Source organism: Maribacter chungangensis, from assembly GCF_042676845.1.
GTDB lineage: Bacteria > Bacteroidota > Bacteroidia > Flavobacteriales > Flavobacteriaceae > Maribacter > Maribacter chungangensis.
In genome coordinates, this window is the sequence record NZ_JBHTHY010000003.1 from 497,262 (window position 1) to 511,689 (window position 14,428).

10 protein-coding genes and 1 pseudogene are annotated in these 14,428 nt (G+C 40.9%); 5 read left to right on the forward strand and 6 right to left on the reverse strand.

From position 1 onward, the window contains the following. Nucleotides 1-323: 323 nt before the first annotated feature. Together ACFQZJ_RS02115 and ACFQZJ_RS02120 are read right to left on the reverse strand one after the other, a co-directional pair. Nucleotides 324-1,385: a tyrosine-type recombinase/integrase gene (locus ACFQZJ_RS02115; RefSeq protein ID WP_379931937.1), complete on the reverse strand. Its 1,062-nt coding sequence runs from the start codon at nt 1,383-1,385 to the stop codon at nt 324-326. A gap of 391 nt (nt 1,386-1,776) precedes the next feature. Further along, entirely contained in the window at nt 1,777-2,724 is a 948-nt protein-coding gene (locus ACFQZJ_RS02120) for a hypothetical protein (RefSeq protein WP_379931939.1), read from the reverse strand. Nucleotides 2,725-2,946: 222 nt separating this feature from the next. Between ACFQZJ_RS02120 and ACFQZJ_RS02125 the strand changes: the two genes are divergently transcribed. Together ACFQZJ_RS02125 and ACFQZJ_RS02130 are read left to right on the forward strand one after the other, a co-directional pair. Then, a complete protein-coding gene (locus ACFQZJ_RS02125; protein WP_379931940.1) occupies nt 2,947-4,161 on the forward strand; it encodes a DNA polymerase Y family protein in 1,215 nt (404 codons plus the stop codon). Between the two features lie 644 nt (nt 4,162-4,805). After that, nucleotides 4,806-7,820: a DNA polymerase III subunit alpha gene (locus ACFQZJ_RS02130; RefSeq protein WP_379933105.1), complete on the forward strand. Its 3,015-nt coding sequence runs from the start codon at nt 4,806-4,808 to the stop codon at nt 7,818-7,820. Nucleotides 7,821-7,834: 14 nt separating this feature from the next. Here ACFQZJ_RS02130 and ACFQZJ_RS02135 read toward each other — a convergent pair whose 3' ends face one another. From ACFQZJ_RS02135 to ACFQZJ_RS19745, 4 genes and pseudogenes are all read right to left on the reverse strand, one after another. Then, nucleotides 7,835-8,236, reverse strand: a complete 402-nt coding sequence (locus ACFQZJ_RS02135; RefSeq protein ID WP_379931942.1) for a hypothetical protein — start codon at nt 8,234-8,236, stop codon at nt 7,835-7,837. Between the two features lie 10 nt (nt 8,237-8,246). Beyond that, the gene (locus ACFQZJ_RS02140) at nt 8,247-8,561 is read right to left on the reverse strand and encodes a hypothetical protein (protein WP_379931943.1); all 315 of its coding nucleotides are present in this window, start codon (nt 8,559-8,561) and stop codon (nt 8,247-8,249) included. Nucleotides 8,562-8,840: 279 nt separating this feature from the next. Then, complete coding sequence (locus ACFQZJ_RS02145) at nt 8,841-8,957, reverse strand: transposase (RefSeq protein ID WP_379933107.1); 117 nt, start codon at nt 8,955-8,957, stop codon at nt 8,841-8,843. Nucleotides 8,958-9,361: 404 nt separating this feature from the next. Next, nucleotides 9,362-9,541, reverse strand: a pseudogene (locus ACFQZJ_RS19745) (transposase); the annotation flags it as partial. A gap of 147 nt (nt 9,542-9,688) precedes the next feature. On the opposite strand from ACFQZJ_RS19745, the gene ACFQZJ_RS02150 reads away from it, so the two are divergent. The 3 genes from ACFQZJ_RS02150 to ACFQZJ_RS02160 all read left to right on the forward strand — a co-directional run bounded on the left by ACFQZJ_RS02150 (nt 9,689) and on the right by ACFQZJ_RS02160 (nt 14,420). Continuing rightward, nucleotides 9,689-12,589, forward strand: a complete 2,901-nt coding sequence (locus tag ACFQZJ_RS02150) for a PVC-type heme-binding CxxCH protein (RefSeq protein WP_379931944.1) — start codon at nt 9,689-9,691, stop codon at nt 12,587-12,589. 7 nt (nt 12,590-12,596) lie between these two features. Continuing rightward, on the forward strand, nt 12,597-13,472 hold the full coding sequence (locus tag ACFQZJ_RS02155; RefSeq protein WP_379931945.1) for a sugar phosphate isomerase/epimerase family protein: 876 nt from the start codon (nt 12,597-12,599) through the stop codon (nt 13,470-13,472). Between the two features lie 654 nt (nt 13,473-14,126). After that, on the forward strand, nt 14,127-14,420 hold the full coding sequence (locus tag ACFQZJ_RS02160; protein WP_379931946.1) for a hypothetical protein: 294 nt from the start codon (nt 14,127-14,129) through the stop codon (nt 14,418-14,420). Nucleotides 14,421-14,428 lie beyond the last annotated feature (8 nt).

Genomic DNA, 14,428 nt, shown 5'->3' on the forward strand with positions numbered 1-14,428 from the left:
CATGTACCCTTTTTACCTTGCGAGTGCCTTTGTTACTCGCAAGGTAAAAAGGGTACAGTATTACTCCTCTCGTTCTCGGACTACCTTTTGATTTTTTTGCTCTAAAAACGGGACTAGAAGTCTAAAATGTCAAGTTTTTTGCGCAAAAAACTTGACTTACTACTACTGAAATAAAAAAGAGCTTTTATCCATATAAGTCCATGTACCTGCGGAAGTTAAAAAACCTATGGGTTTTCCAACACCCTCGGCACCGTGCATAATAGCATGGAGCGCGAAAAACGCTCCATGCCCTTATCTTGCCCACGCTCAATATGGGCTATTAATTAAGCAATTTTTAAAGCTGGGAGATTGTCAATGGCCTCGTCTTGCAGCTTGTTGATGAAGTTTAAATATTTTAATGTGCTTTTGGTAGAGCTATGCCCCATAGCATCGGCTACCGTTTTTAGGTTTGCACCATTCATAAGCAACAAACAGGCAAATGTATGTCTGGCACAGTAGAAAGTAATATGTTTATTGATTCTCGCCCGCTGCACCCAATAACCGATTGTTTTGTTGAGACCATTAATACTAAGGTCTTGAACATTAAAAACAAAATCGTCCTTTTTTTTAGGTGTGCCGAGTATAGCAAGAGCAGTCGGGTTCAATCGATTATTAATCAATTCACCTGTCTTTTTTCTATCTGTAATTAAACGACTTTTGTTGATGTTCCCCCAAGTTAATTCTCTAATTTCGGCAAAACCTAATGAAGTATAACAGGCGAACAAGAAGGCTTTCTTTACTTCTGAATTGCCACAATGTGTATTAGCAAGCTTTTGCAATTCTTCTCCGTCAAGCACCTGTTTTCTTAAAGTATCATCCTTATTAGGGTTCGAAAACCGAATATCCTCGGTAGGCATTACCTTTAAATATCCTTGGATTTTAGCAGACCGTAGAACTTTCTTAAACCTTGTGAAGTAATTATGGGCCGTTTCCCCCGCAAGTCCGGCGTCATATACTAAATAGTTCTTATAAATTTCCATTACTGAAGGGGTAACTTGAGAAATTTTTAACCTTGGGTTATCTATTGCCAGTTTAAATTTTTCAACTGCACTAGCCACAATTCGAACATCTTTAAACTTGTATGTCTTGATGAAGTGTTCCGCAAATAAATAGAAGTTCTGATTTTTTAAATGTTGCGGTACATGCCCGGTTTCATCAGATAGTATTTCCAATTCACGATTTGCCCTAATTTTATCCGCTAACCTTTTCTTTTCAATTCGGTCAGCATCTTTTGGCGACAATCTAATTTTGAGAAATTCCCGCCATCGTTCTCCATTGTGATGTATATCCAAATACAAACTTTTTTCTCCAGATTTTAGCTTCCTACTTCTTAATTGTACAGACATAAAAGTGACGGTTTAGTGACGGTTTTCATCTAAAAATAGGAAATAAAGGGAAAGCAAACCAAATTTTTAACATTTTAAATAACTGATTTACAGTTATTTGTATTCATATGGTTTCATTTGGTATGAAACGGATATTCCCGCCCCGAGTACTGAAAAATAACCTTCCCATTTCGGGGAGGTTTTTTTGGTTCTGGAGGGTGTGGGTTCCCCCGAGGCTTCGGGGCCACCTCGAGTACAGAAAAATAACCTTCCCATTTCGGGGAGGTTTTTTTGGTTTTGGAGGGTGTGGGTTCCCCCGAGGCTTCGGGGCCGCCCCGAGTACTGAAAAGAAGTTCTTTGTAAAAAGTGCCTCTTTTTGATTTAACTGAGGCTATGGTCTTAAAGGGAAATTTTACTTTTTAACACTTATCATGACCGCCTCACAGCTTTCCAAGTCCGAATTAAGTATAATATTCTCAGATTTGGTGCCATCTGAAATTTCAATGGATACGGTGTTTGGTGGGGAATTGCCTAAGTTGTGGGCATATAGAAAAAGGTCATTGGATTTGTAGGGGTCTAATTCTATCTTAAACTCCCTCTTGTAATAGGTTAGGTAGTGTTTGTTGACAACGGAGGCACCATTGAGGTATATAGAAACAATATCCCCGTCCTGTCTTCCGTGATCCCATATTTTTACGACAATACTTGTGCTGTTAAATTCTAAATCCTTGGTATAGGATATTTTTCTGCCTTCAAACTCTTCTCGTGCTTTTTTGGTTTCTATGGCTACTTTGTTTTGGTTTTCTGATGGTAGTGCCTTTTCTTTTTTCTTTTCTTGTGTTGATATGTTCTTTGTTACCAAGGGTTTTTCTTCCGCTTTTTTGTTTTTTTTCTTCCGTTTTTGTTTTTTCCTTTTTGCAGGCGTTTTTGTTATTTCTGTTGCTTTTGCCTGTTCTCGCTGTTTTTTGCGTTCATCGGAGGCCTTATTGACTATTGTAAATAACGGACTTATGAATTTAGCGATCTGAAATTTATCTTCTGGGAATAATTCTATGCCTACTACTTGGTACCGGTCTCCGGAACCAATGTTTTTCGCCAATACGATATCTTCTGCAATGCCCTTGTTTTTAAAGGATCCTAGTTCTTGTACTACCATCTCGTCCCTGATCAGAAAGAAACGGGTAGATTTTTCCGAATCGATATTTTTTACGGACCATTCCAAGGTAACCATGTCGGGGATTGACCATATAGTACCTGTGGTGGGTTGCGTTATGGTAATTTCCGATTTGCCATTTTGGGAAAAACATGTCGATATACCAATAACAAAGAGAGAGAAGTAATTTAGTAGTGGGGATGTCATAGGGGATAGATAGGATTCAAAAGACACTTTTGATTTAATAACATATCGATTTACCTAATCTAAATTTAATTAATATAAAATAGTTTATCACTAGCATAACGTTAATTATGCTAAAATGTTGGATTGAACACTTTTATCAAAAATCTTAATCATTTTTATTGGAATAAATCCAAAAAATAGGAATTAATCCATAAATTAGCTATCCCAAATTTCAGGATAGCAATGCAAAAAACCATTTTACATATCGATCTAGATACGTTTTACGTGTCCGTTGAGCGACTCAATAACCGGTATTTACAAAACAAACCCTTGTTGGTCGGTGGTACCGGGGACCGTGGTGTCGTAGCTGCCTGTAGTTATGAAACACGTGGGTTTGGGGTGCATTCCGGTATGCCTATGAAAATGGCCAAAGAGCTATGCCCGGAGGCTTTTGTGATCCGTGGCAATTCAGGAGAGTACAGTAAGCATTCGGATATAGTGACCGAAATTATAAAGGAAGAAGTGCCCCTTTTTGAGAAATCCAGTATAGACGAGTTTTATGCCGACTTAACGGGGATGGACCGTTTTTTTGGTTCCTATAAGTTTTCCGGTGAGTTGCGTAAGCGTATTATTAAAGAAACAGGATTGCCCATTTCCTTTGGACTTTCCGCTAACAAGGTAGTGTCCAAAGTAGCTACGAACGAGGCCAAGCCCAATAACCATTTAAAGGTGGACGAAGGTTTTGAGAAGTCCTTTTTGGCACCTTTGTCCGTAAAAAAAATACCCATGGTAGGGGATAAAACCTACCAAATACTCCGTAACCTAGGATTGCGCCAGGTGCGTACGGTGCAAGAAATGCCAATACATGTAATGCAGCGGGTATTGGGCAAAAATGGGGGTATTATATGGAAACGGTCCAACGGAATAGACAACACCCCGGTGATTCCCTTTTGCGAACGAAAATCGATATCTACCGAACGTACCTTTACCAGGGATACGATCGATGTTGTAAAACTAAAAGGTATCCTTATTGCCATGACCGAGAACTTGGCCTATCAACTACGTAGGGGCGAAAAGTTGACGGCATGTATCAACGTTAAAATTCGATATTCGGACTTTAATACCTACTCCAAGCAATTGCGGATTCCGTATACGAGCGCAGACCATATTTTGATTCCCAAGGTTTTGGAGCTGTTCAGAACACTTTATAATAGGCGTTTGTTGGTGCGTCTCATAGGAGTTCGGTTCAGTCACTTGGTCACAGGTAATTACCAGATAGACTTGTTCGAGGATACCGAAGAAACGCTTAACCTGTACAATGCGATGGATACGATTAGAAAACGGTATGGGGACAAAAGTGTACTAAGGGCAGCGGGTATGGATGCCAAAACGATAGGTAGGATGAACAATCCGTTTGACGGGAGGCCGCCGGTGGTGTTGGCGCACAGGAAGCAATGACTTAGAGGGTAGTTGGTTGTCTTTAGTCGATAGTAAAATAGTTTTTAGTATGCAGTAGCGGTAGGTAGTATTTTGTATTAAGTAAAAAGTAATTAGTAAAAAGTGTGCAATAGCGATAAAAAATGCACGTCCTCACGAGGAGGTACGACGAAGTGATCTGTAGTCTTGGAACCTCTACACAACAGATTGCTTTGGCCGAAAAGGGCCTTGCAATGAGGTTCGTTTGAAAATATTAACTAAGTCATTCCCCTCCTCGGGAGGTGCTAGGGGAGGTTTTTGGTACAGAAAGTATACTTTGTTGAATTAAGTGAAATATGGCTATTGGCCAAGATAACCGCCATCAACAGATTGTTTCGTCGCGAAAATGCTCCTCGCAAAGACGAACGATAGAAAGTTGGTAGTCTTTAGAGGATAGAAAAAATGTAAAGGCAAGAATTGTATTTGTGTTTAATATTTGGATTTGTATTTAAAAAGAGGGTACTACATAAGCTCAAAGTCTAAGTGTTAAAAATACCTATTCCAGGTCAGAAACCATCCCCCTCCTTGGGAGGGGCCAGGGGAGGCTTTGAAACAAAAGAAACTTAAAATAAGACCCAACATCCAACAATAAAATAAGTTTAATAGCTAAAAATCCCAATACTACTATCTATCTCAATTGCCATACATATTACAGCTTGCGTTACGGTACTTTTTCAGAGGTGGCGCTGCTGCAACTGGCGCAAGAAAATCAGGTGGCCCAATTGGCGCTTACCGATATCAACTGTACTTCGGCGGGATTAAATTTTGTAAGAAAGGCACAGGAATTGGACATTAAACCTATTTTGGGAATCGATTTTAGAAATGGGGTAGAACCCTGCTTTGTGTGCATCGCAAAGAATAATCATGGCTACCTGGAACTCAATGATTACTTGTCGGAACACTTGCACCATAAAAAGGATTTTCCGGTCAGGCCTCCCAAATTTAAGAATGCTTATGTCATCTATCCTTTTGAAACCGTGCTACAGCACGAGATAACAAACTTTTTGGAACATGAGTTTATAGGTATTTCCATTGCCGATTTAAGACGTTTACGTTTTTCTAGGTTGATAGGTCTCAAGGATAGACTGGTAGTACAACAGCCCGTAACTTTTAGGAACAAACGAGATTTTAACGCCCACCGTTTATTGCGTGCCATAGATAATAACACCTTGTTGAGCAAGCTTTGTGTTACTGAACAGGCCGATCCAGAGGAGAAGATGTTTCCGATCCAAAACCTAGCGGCAGCCTTTTCTGAATACCCCTTTATACTGGAAAACACGGAACGTTTCATGAAGGCCTGTTCCATTCATTTCGATTTTTCCAAAGGACGAAAACCTCAAAATCTGAAAAATTATCTAGGTAGTCAGGCCGAAGACGAGCGACTGTTGGAAAAACTCTGTGAAGAAGGGCTACCGTATCGGTATCCAGAAGTAGGCGAGGACGTGCGCGCGCGCTTGGAAAAGGAGCTGGACCTCATTAAGCAAATGGGTTTTGTTTCCTATTTTTTAATCAATTGGGATATTGTAAGTTATGCCCGTAGCCGCAATTTTTTCCATGTAGGAAGGGGCAGTGGTGCCAATAGCATCGTTGCGTATTTATTGCGTATTACGGATGTGGACCCTATGGAGCTGGACCTTTATTTTGAGCGTTTCATGAACCTGTACCGCGCCAATCCCCCCGATTTTGATATCGATTTCTCACATCATGATAGGCCCATCATGACCCAATATATTTTTGAACGTTTTGAACATGTGGCCCTATTGGGTACCTACGTTACCTTTAAGTGGCGCGGTATGGTGCGCGAATTGGGAAAGGTATTTGGCCTGCCCAAGGATGAAATAGATAAATTATGTGATGGTAATTTTAAAGATGCCAGACTGGACGGTGTTTCTTCCTTGGTGGTCAAATACACCAAACTTTTGGAAGGCATGCCCAATTATCTGAGTATCCATGCCGGTGGTATTTTGATCAGCGATAAGCCTTTGCACTGGTTTTCGGCAACGCATTTGCCGCCCAAAGGTTACCCAACAACGCATTACGATATGGTCATTGCAGAGGATGTAGGCTTGTACAAGTTTGATATTCTAGGGCAGCGCGGACTTTCAAAGATCAAGGAATGCATCACCATTTTAGAGGAAGCCAGACCAGACGAGATTGCCCAGTGGGATATTCACGACATCAAACGGTTCAAGAACGACCCCAAGATAAACGGGTTGGTCAGGACCGCGCAGTGCATGGGTTGTTTTTACGTGGAATCCCCAGCTATGCGTATGCTGCTAAAAAAGTTACAGGTAGCTAATTATTTGGGCTTGGTAGCGGCGAGTTCCATCATTCGTCCGGGGGTCGCTAAAAGTGGGATGATGCGGGAGTATATTTTACGCCACCGTAATCCAGGTAGGGCAGAGAAGTTGGCACATCCTGTAATGTTGCGCATTATGCCAGAAACCTATGGCGTTATGGTCTACCAGGAAGATGTGATCAAGGTGGCCCACCATTTTGCAGGGCTGGATCTGGGCGAAGCAGATGTGCTGCGGCGTGGTATGAGCGGTAAATTTAGGTCGCGTGCAGAGTTCCAAAGGGTAGAGGAGAAGTTTATTTCCAATTGCCGGGAAAAGGGATACGCGGATACGTTGATTTTTGAAATCTGGAACCAAGTGGCCAGTTTTGCCGGCTATGCCTTTGCCAAAGGGCACTCTGCCTCCTATGCCGTAGAGAGTTACCAGACGCTGTTTCTGCGAGCCTATTTTCCGTTGGAATATATGGTGGCCGTACTCAATAATGGTGGTGGTTTTTATCGGTCGGAATTTTATATCCATGAGGCGCGTATGTTGGGGGCTATCATTCATGCTCCATGCATAAACAATAGCGATGCCAGGAATCGCATCTATGGAAAAGAACTCTATTTGGGTTTTATGTATTTAAAGGAATTGGAGGTTCGTGTAGTAGACCGAATTTTAAAGGAACGGACAGTAAACGGTAGCTACATTTCTTTGGAAGATTTTTTAGATCGTGTGCTCATATCCATAGAACAGGCAAGTATTCTCATTCGTATCGATGCCTTTAGGTTCACGGGAACCAATAAGCACGAACTCTTGTGGAAAGCACATTTGTATTTGACCAAGAACGTTAAAATAGACCATCCTAAATTGTTTAGGCCCAAGCAGCAGGATTTTCAAATTCCCAAATTGCATACCACGGATTTAGAACAGGCCTTTACCCAATTGGAACTGTTGGGGTTTTGTTTGTGCAGCCCCTATGATTTATTAGTGGAACCTCCTAAGAATAGTACGGGATGTAAAGATTTGGAACGCTACCTGAACAGGCATATAGATATTTATGGGTATATCGTTACGGTTAAAAATACCAAGACCCATAAAGGAAAACGAATGCAGTTTGCTACTTTGGTAGACCAGCAAGGCGCTGTTTTTGATACGGTGCTGTTTCCTCCCGTGGCAGCGGTATATCCTTTTCAAGGGAGGGGGATCTATCGTTTTTACGGCAAGGTGGTGAGCGAATTCGGGTTTTTGAGTATCGAGGTAGTGAAAATGCAAAAACAGGACTATGTGCAAGACCCTAGATATGCCGATATGAAAACGAGCGCCAAGGTATTTGGCAAATCAAAGAACCCGTTGGCGAATTAAAGATCAAAAATAACTTACGGACTAGTGCTGTTTTTGTCAGGTTCATTTTTATGTTGCGGTTGTGTTATATTTTCCATCCATATAAAAAACACTAGTCCTATAAAGTATAAAATAACATCAATAAAATCAGCCGTATATCGATCATTGAATTTTGGAAGTAGCACCTCAAAGTAGATAGCGTATAAAATTGTAACCGTAACCGAAAGTTTTACGGGTATGTTTAGGTGTTCATCCCTTTTGATAGATCGAACAGCATATTGGCATAGTTTCAATACAATGGGCATGCAAAGTAAATCGTTGAGGTAATTGTTTATGGGATGGTACAAGGGGAAAGAGAGCTGCTGTGCCCCATACACTACAATAGCGATACAGGCAAAAACCAAGAAGTACCATCGTCGTATATTGGTAATGAGCATAGGGTAAGTGTTAGGCCGCTATATAACTAAAGAGCAGTGCTAAAAAAGAACCTATAGCGAGTACAACGATCCAAATACCGTAAAAGAAACGGGCAATATATTTTATAAATACATTATCGTGGTCCTTTACGTTTTCCAAGAACAGCGTAACCGCACTTTTCTTTTTTGGATCATTGAGTTCCTTGATCCGTTGACGTGCTTTTTCTTTTCGTTCCAGTTCCCGTTTTAAGGTGATATTAACAATACTGCCACACGCCGGACAATAGTCTTGGTTTAAAGACATTTTTCCACAATTAGGGCATCTTCTGTATGTTTCGCCGGACATGGTTTTAATTTAAGAACGCAGTAATACCTATTTAACCCTTATCGTAATTAATGTGATAGCTTAGAAATGGCGTTTAGGTGCTTAAAAGTAGCTGTTCTATATTCTTACGCTTATTAGTTCTCAAAGGTACTAATAACCTAAGTTCGATTAAAAAAGGATAAGCTGATTAATCTTGACGGCGTGCTATTTAACACTTGTTTTTTTAATCAAGAAACTATAATAGACTATTGCTCCTGTCATGATAGCATAAAGGGAGTTGTCAAAATTCCTGTACCTTAACTATTCTATTTGGTATATGTTCTTGGGTTCGTTGTTGACCGTTTCCATGACGGAGCGTTCTCTTATTGCTATTTTGTCGGACATGGTCATCAGGGATTTTTTTATATTCTTCCTAATTTAGGTTGTAAAGTGTACCTCGTATATGAGCTATATTTCCGTAAGGCTCATTCCTAATATAGCGTTTAGCGGTTAAAAATTTTACAAAGAGTTTATACAGAAAACGTTCTACTTAAAGTGGTCCCCTAACCTACAGGTTTACCTAGGTTATCGCAAAGTTCAGTATAGCCCCTTTATCGTTTATGATAATGAGCAGTTAGAAACTGCGGAACCATCCCACGGTGGAACACTCTGTGGTCGCGATACCTTTGATACCAATTTAAATTCTAGATGTCGCATAAAACAAGTTTCTTTTTTACTCATTTGTCGTCATAAAATAGAACCATAGCTAATGCTATGCTTAGATTTCATTCCTAAACTGAGAAAAAAATAATTCAAATTTTCAATACGACATTCAAAACTTAAATTGGTTTGAATACTTTACGGTAGGTTACACGTTTGTTCTTACAGACCCCGACCGGGGTCGAGTCGATGAACGAAATCCCGGCGCGATTCCCCAAACAAGAGGTGTTCAGAAAGAGGATCGCCTGCATAAGGTTTCCCTGCATGAAGTCGGTAAACCCGTTATAGAAGATGGTTCTCGGTAAATCGTCTTTCATATTTAGCAAGTATGTGTTTGATTAACAGTGCAATGAACTACTATTAAGGGTGTTAGAGTTAATAATTTTTCAGCTTGTACGTACAAGTAATATGGTTTATCTTTAGGGAGCATTTCTTTTAAAAACCAGTTTATGAAAAGGAACTATAGTGCTAATCCAACCAAGGCCATTTTTTTAACAGCCGCTTTTGTTTCAATTTTAGCGAGTTGTACGGATACCAGATTACGCGAGTATAGTACCCCAACTCTCGATTTTACCACAACCATCAATAATGGGTTCGTTGTTCCTAAGGATTGGGAGGTAAAACTATGGGCGGAATCACCAGATCTTTTCAATCCTACAAATATGGATGTTGATGCCAAAGGGCGCGTATGGGTAACGGAGGCCGTAAATTATAGGAATTTTAATAATAGTTCGGAAACACATCTAAATTTCGAGGGAGGGGACAGAATAGTAATTTTGGAAGATACGGATGGCGATGGCGTAAGTGATTCCTCAAAGGTTTTTGTACAAGACGAAGATTTGGTCGCTCCTATGGGAATCGCTGTTATTGGCAATAGGATTTTTGTTTCATCCGCTCCAAATTTACTAGTATATACAGATGAGGATGGCGACGACGTGCCGGATAAAAAGGAAGTGTTCCTAACTGGTTTTGGTGGATTGGACCATGATCATAGTCTACACTCATTGATTGTAGGTCCGGACGGTAAATATTATTTCAATGCCGGCAATGCTGGCCCGCATCTTGTAACCGATCGATCTGGATGGACCTTACGTTCCGGTAGCGTTTACACCGGCGGTAGTCCTCATAACCTCAAAAATGAGCCCGCCCAGGTAAGCGACGATGGCCGTGTTTGGGTAGGTGGTCTTGCATTGCGCACAAACAAAGACGGCGGCGAGTTGGAGGTTATGGGGCATAATTTCAGAAACTCGTATGAGGTGGCGTTGGATTCGTATGGTACCATGTGGCAAAACGATAACGATGATCAGGTGGTCACGTGCCGGGTGTCCTATGTAATGGAAGGAGGAAACGCCGGATATTTTAGCGCGAACGGTAAAAGGACATGGCAGGCGGATCAACGCCCTGGACAGGAAATTTTTACTTCGCACTGGCATCAAGAAGACCCTGGTGTTATGCCCGCAGGCGACAATACAGGTGCCGGATCGCCAACAGGGGTCGTTGTTTATGAAGGAGATGCTTTCGGTGCCGAGTTTGAAGGTATGCTACTGAGTGCAGACGCGGGAAGAAATGTCATTTTCGCCTATCAGCCTTCGCAGAACGGTGCAGGTTTCCACTTGAACAGAAAAGACTTGATTACCTCTACTCAAGAATCTACGGAGGACTATGTTTGGAACGATGTGGACAGTGACAATCGAAAATGGTTTCGTCCTAGCGATGTAACCGTAGGTACCGATGGTGCGATTTATATTGCAGATTGGTACGATCCCGTAGTGGGAGGGCATCAAATGATGGATACCTTGGCTTATGGCAGAATCTATAGGATAACCCCAAGAGGAAAAGTACTTAAAACCCCGAAAATCGACCTAAGTACCATTAAGGGACAAATCAAAGCGCTACTTAACCCTGCCATTAATGTCAGGAATTTGGGCTTTGAAAAACTAAAAAGCCAAGGCACGGCCGTAATAGGTGAGGTGAAAAAAGTATTGGAATCTCCACGTTCATTGCACCAAGCCAGGGCCGTATGGCTTTTGTCCAATTTGGGTGAGCTCGGTATCTTGGAAGTGGAGTCCATTCTTAAATATCATCCAGACCCGAGACTCCGCGTCACTGCATATAGGGCACTTAAAAATAATGAAGGGGACATCTTAAAATATGCCCAATGGGCTGTAGATGATCCAGCTCCAGAAGTTAGGAGAGAGGTTGCCATTTCTTTACGTGACGTGGCATGGCTAAAATCTGGATCGCTTATTCAAAAACTATACGAAGGCTATAACGGTACCGACCTTTGGTATCTTGAAGCATTGGGTACCGCAATGGAAGGGAAAGAAGAAGAAAGTTACGCTGCGCTATTAGAAGGGCAAGAGAAGGATTATGCACAATGGTCAGATACTTTTGCAAATGTAGTTTGGCGAATACGCCCCAAAACTGCTATTGAAGCACTTAAGGCAAGGGCAACGGAAATATCCCTTTCGGTCAAACAGCGGAAGCAGGCCATAGATGCCCTGGCTTTTATACAGGATGAAGATGCGGTAGCGGCGATGATAGAGATACAAGAGGTTTCCGATAGTGATATAATAAAAGAGTGGGCAGATTGGTGGTTGGATTTTCGGAAAACCAACGATTGGTTCTCGCTATGGAGTTGGAAGCCGGAAGACGGTGTAGCATCTGAGTTACCGCAGGCAATAGATTCGCTGAGAACCGTCCTTGAGAACAATAACAATGTTAAGGACAAAGTGGGTGCGGCCAAGGCCTTGTCGCAAGATTTGGTTGGAGCGCGTATATTGATGGCGATGGCTCATAATGGTGAACTAGACCAAGAACTTTTGCCTGAAATTGCCAAGACTATATTTGATAACCCATATCTTGAAGTACGCACCTTGGCAAAAGTCTATTTTAAGCAAAGCACGAGTAGAGAGGTATCATTGGTAAAGTCCATTGCCTTGAAAGGAGTGCCCGCTGATGGAAAAAACCTGTTTATGGCAAAATGTGCCAGTTGTCATAAATCCCCTGAAGGTGGTAATGATATTGGTCCCGATCTTAGCCAAATAGGGAATAAATTTGATAAGACCGCAATGCTACAAGCGCTAATAGAGCCAAGTGCTTCGATAGTCTTCGGATATGAACCTCTAATGGTGAAACTTAGAAACGGTCTTGTCTTTTACGGCTTTTTACTTTCGGAAGGCGAAACAATGGTCCTAAAAGATGTGTTGGGCAATAAAATAATTTTGGATCCAAATGATGTCATAGAAAAAACACGTTTACAGCTCAGCCTAATGCCAGATGCGTTTACGCTAGGCTTAAAAGAGCAGGAACTGTCCGATCTATCATCCTATTTACTTACCCTAAAATGATACCACTATGAATACCACAGTTACAAGAAGAGAGCTCTTGAAATCGGCCCTAGGATTGGTAGGAATATCCTATCTAACGGCTTATGAAGCCTTTGCAACGGAAAAAAACAATCGCTTTCGCATTGGGGCCTGTGATTGGTCTATCAACCAAATGGCTAACGTAGAAGCTATGGAGGTTGGCAAACGGATAGGGTTGGATGGTGTTCAAATTAGTTTGGGGACCCTAAAGGACGATATGCATCTTCGTAACAAAAAAATACAATTGGCCTATAAGGAAGCTTGCAAGGAACTGAACATGGCCATTGGTGGTATAGCCATAGGCGAATTGAACAACGTTCCCTATAAATCCGACCCAAGAGCAAAGCAATGGGTCATGGATAGTATAGATGTTGCAGTTGCTTTGAACGTTAAGGTAGTTCTTTTGGCCTTTTTTAATAAGGGTGATCTTAAGAACGATGCCAAAGGCACACAAGAAACCATAAAACGGCTCAAAGGAGTCGCAAGAAAAGCAGAGGGTCAAGGAATAATTTTAGGAATTGAATCATGGTTAAGTGCAGAAGAGCACTTGGAAATCATAACCGAGGTAAACTCTCCCAACGTTAAGGTGTACTATGATGTGGCAAACTCCAATAAAATGGGTTATGATATTTATGAAGAAATCCGGTTGTTGGGGAAAGAAAATATATGTGAATTCCATGCAAAGGAAAATGGTTTTTTACTTGGGCAGGGTCCGGTAGACTTTGCCCAAGTATATAAAGCCATGACCGATATTGGATATGAAGGCTGGGTGCAAATAGAAGGTGCCGTTCCCGAAAATTCGGATATGATGGAAAGTTACAGGCACAACAATCGATATTTACGTGGAATCTTAAAAACGTCCTAGAATATAGAACAACACAAACCTGATATTTAGTGCGATTTAAAGTGATTGTAAAGTTTTATATGTTTTTATCGCTAGTCTATGTTCTAATTTTATGGCAAACAAATTAAAGGACGCTCACTTGTATTTTTTTAGGCTTCTCCCATAAGAAACGGGTCATTTAATTCCCTTACAACAATTAGTTTTGCTAATTATTTATCAACTCTGAAATCCCATTGACACCATTTAATCAGTTTTAGTTTAGGAAACTGTTTAAAGAAACTTAGGTTAAAAACATAAGATCGGTGTTAAGCTTTTTGAAACACCTAGATACATTAGGGAATATAAAATTACAACAGCACCAAAACCGGCAAGATACTTATCCTATTATTATTTTAAGCTCTAGTTAAAAACAGCGATGATTTACCAAATCCATAAACGTATCGTTTAAAAGGGTTCGCTAAGGTTCGAAGCCCTGTGGGCTATGGGTCGCTTGCGCATATTTCTTGACAGGAACTCCTTTTTTTTTGAACAAACTGTTCCCATTATGGTTCCTTACCCTGCAAAGGGGAAGGAACACAGACCGAAAATGAAAGTGTATAGCGATAATTTCAAAAGGTTCTATTTTGCTTAGTACAACATAAAGCTGTCAACGCAAAATTAAACTACAGTCTTATTTTGTTATTTGGAATTACGTTGACGACCAATACCCAGTTTGGGAAAAAAGTAACGTACCGCGCCAAGGAAGCTGCAGAACAGACAATAGAACGTAAGGTTTCTGTGAAGACAGAACGCGAAACGGATAAAACCTTTGATACGGCCATTAATGATAAGTGTAGGCTTTTTAAAAAAAATAAGGCTGAAAAATTGGATGGCTACAGTTTTAGTCATCAATATATCATGGAAATAACAAGTGATACGTATAATGCTCATATTATCTTTGCTATTTCAGACTCCAACAAAGAACCATGAAATACGTT

What these genes read in the sequence shown, in the direction of transcription:
- ACFQZJ_RS02150 (WP_379931944.1), top strand. Translation starts at nt 9,689, where the DNA reads ATGAAAAGGAACTATAGTGCTAATCCAACCAAGGCCATTTTTTTAACA.
- ACFQZJ_RS02115 (WP_379931937.1), bottom strand. Translation starts at nt 1,385, where the DNA reads ATGTCTGTACAATTAAGAAGTAGGAAGCTAAAATCTGGAGAAAAAAGT.
- ACFQZJ_RS02125 (WP_379931940.1), top strand. Translation starts at nt 2,947, where the DNA reads ATGCAAAAAACCATTTTACATATCGATCTAGATACGTTTTACGTGTCC.
- ACFQZJ_RS02120 (WP_379931939.1), bottom strand. Translation starts at nt 2,724, where the DNA reads ATGACATCCCCACTACTAAATTACTTCTCTCTCTTTGTTATTGGTATA.
- ACFQZJ_RS02135 (WP_379931942.1), bottom strand. Translation starts at nt 8,236, where the DNA reads ATGCTCATTACCAATATACGACGATGGTACTTCTTGGTTTTTGCCTGT.
- ACFQZJ_RS02155 (WP_379931945.1), top strand. Translation starts at nt 12,597, where the DNA reads ATGAATACCACAGTTACAAGAAGAGAGCTCTTGAAATCGGCCCTAGGA.
- ACFQZJ_RS02140 (WP_379931943.1), bottom strand. Translation starts at nt 8,561, where the DNA reads ATGTCCGGCGAAACATACAGAAGATGCCCTAATTGTGGAAAAATGTCT.